This is a genomic window from Parvibaculum sp., from assembly GCF_035511255.1.
Lineage (GTDB): Bacteria > Pseudomonadota > Alphaproteobacteria > Parvibaculales > Parvibaculaceae > Parvibaculum.
In genome coordinates, this window is the sequence record NZ_DATKFR010000034.1 from 1 (window position 1) to 2396 (window position 2396).

The window sequence follows — 2396 nt, forward strand, 5'->3', positions numbered from 1 at the left end:
CATGGCCAGCGAACGCAGCACCAGCCAGGGGCTGGCATCGGCGGGGATCAGCGCGATCGACGGCAGCCAGCGCAACTGGACAGAAAAGATCAGCACCGCCACCGTGGCCACTAGGAATTCCGGCAGGGCCACCATGGACAGGGTCGCCACATTCAGGCCCCGGTCCAGCCTTGTGTCGCGGTGCATGGCCGACAGGATGCCGATGGTCAGCGCCACCGGCACCGACACCAGGGCCGACAAGGCCGCCAGCAGCAGCGAATTGGGCAGGCGCGCGGCGATGACATCGGCCACGGCCATGTTCGCCACCAGCGAATACCCTGGATCACCGGTCAGCATACCCACCAGCCAGCGCACATAGCGTTCCGGTGCGGGCCGGTCCAGACCGAACTTTTCCCGCAGCGCCGCGACCGCATCGGCGGTGGCCGCCTGGCCCGAATCCGATGACGGCCTTGGTTGTGTTCATCAGGGTAAAACCCGGCGGCGCAGTGAAAGTGATCCTGAGTTTTGGATGGACGAAGCTCCGTCCCCGCACCATGCCTTGCTCGGGCGCATCGCCATAAAGAAGGCCATCGACGGCGTGCAGGAGCGCGTCGCGATTGCGGTCACCCGCATCGACCTCCATGCCCGTCGCGCCTGCATGTCCGCGCGCCGCCTTGACGCGATCGGGCGTGGCGGGATGGCTCGCCAGCCAGTCAGCCGTGTTGCCACCCTTTTGTCCCATGAACCGGTCATCGAGCTCCTGTTCGGCAGCCATGGTTTCGAGAAAGTCGGCTTCGGCATAGGGGTCGTAGCCTGCCTGTGCCAGGTAACGGACGCCGAGTGCATCCGCTTCATACTCCTGGTCGCGCGAATAGCCGGCAAGCAACCCCCGCCCGCCGAGACCGACCGCATCGCTCACGGCCGAGGAGCCGGCGACGGCGCCCAGGATCGCGCCGACGACCGATGCGCCAAGCGCCGCCGTCTGACGCTGGGCGCCATGCCGCGCGATTACATGACCTATCTCATGACCGAGCACGCCCGCGAGCTCCGCCTCGTCATCGACGAGCGAGAGCAGCCCGCGTGTGACATAGACATAGCCGCCAGGCAGCGCGAAAGCATTGACGATCGGGCTGTCGAGGACTGTGACGCGGTAACCGATGTCGGGCCTGTCGGAACCCTTGGCGATCCGCGCTGTCACCTGTGCCACATAGGCTCCGAGCTTCGGATCGTCGTAAATGCCCCCATAGGCTTCGACGATTTTTGGATGCGCCTCCGCACCCGCCTTCGCCTCGTCTTCGGCGGACATTATCGTCGCGAGTTGCATCTTGCCGGTGGCCGGATTGGTCGTGCAACCCGCAAGCCCGGTCATAGTCAAAGCGGCCAGCGAGAATGCAAGCGACGCAGCAAGACCGCGGCATGCCGCCCTACGGCTTGCGTTTCTTACGCTTGCCGACGCCGTCGACGCCCTCATTAGCCCGTGCCTTGTCTTCACTTGAAAATTCAACCTGCTCGGGATGCGTCAACGTGATCTCGGGGCCGTTATAGCTTTCGATGAAACCGCGGACGCGCATCTTTCGGCCAGCGGCAAGTCTCGGGTCGCGACGGATCGACGTCCAGTCTCCGGCCTTGAAAAGCTTAGCGTCCGCCGGCGCGACTGTCACCGTGAAGTCGGTGCGACGGTCCTCTCCGAAATTGAAATAGAGCCGTCCGCGGACGGAGGCAGCTTCATGCACGACGCCTTCGACGATCGCAAATTCGCCTTCCGCCCGCAGAAGCGCCGCAACATCGTCTGCCGCCATGATCGCATAGGCGGAGTCTCTCCAGATTCCACGGCGGCCCGCGCGTGCTTCCTCCTCAAGCGCCAGAAGTTCGGCAATGCAGTTGCGGTTGTCGGCGGAACTTCTGACGCGGGCGAGCCCTGCCTCGACCAGATGGGACTGCACGGACCGACCGTCGGCGGCGAGCGGGAAGGCGAGAACCCGGCCATAGCGGTCTTCGCGCGTCTGATCGTAGGCAAGCGTCGCATCCTGCACGAGCAGGCCGGCGAGAACGGCGTCGAGTTGCTCTCCGACTCTCGGTGCGCCGCCTTTCGCCACATCATGTTTAGGGATGTCGATGCCGGCGAGCTTCACCTCGCGCCCGTCGGCGAGCGTGAGGCTCTGCGCATCTTTGACGTCGCCCGCAAGCAACGGCTCACCCCGCGTCAACTTGCAGGGCGCCGCTTCCACGGCGGGGCCGAAGAGAAACAATGTGACGAGAAACAATATAAGGACAAGCGCGATCGCCCGGCGGCGCATCCGCCGGCGCGAGGTTTTCATGCGCGAGATATCAATCGTTGCCCGCCGGCGTCCTCGCACGCAGGGCGATGATCGCGGCCTCCGTCCTGTTGCGTACACCTAGCGCCTGCAGAATCGCAT

Annotated in this window: 2 protein-coding genes and 1 pseudogene; all 3 read right to left on the minus strand. The window is 64.8% G+C overall.

Annotated features, from left to right (window positions below):
* Positions 1-354, minus strand: a pseudogene (locus VMR03_RS01135) (ABC transporter permease); the annotation flags it as partial.
* On the minus strand, positions 323-1348 hold the full coding sequence (locus VMR03_RS01140; RefSeq protein WP_325401440.1) for a M48 family metalloprotease: 1026 nt from the start codon (positions 1346-1348) through the stop codon (positions 323-325). The pseudogene VMR03_RS01135 and the gene VMR03_RS01140, both read right to left, overlap by 32 nt.
* 55 nt (positions 1349-1403) lie before the next feature.
* On the minus strand, positions 1404-2297 hold the full coding sequence (locus tag VMR03_RS01145; RefSeq protein ID WP_325401442.1) for a thermonuclease family protein: 894 nt from the start codon (positions 2295-2297) through the stop codon (positions 1404-1406).
* Between the last annotated feature and the right edge of the window lie 99 nt (positions 2298-2396).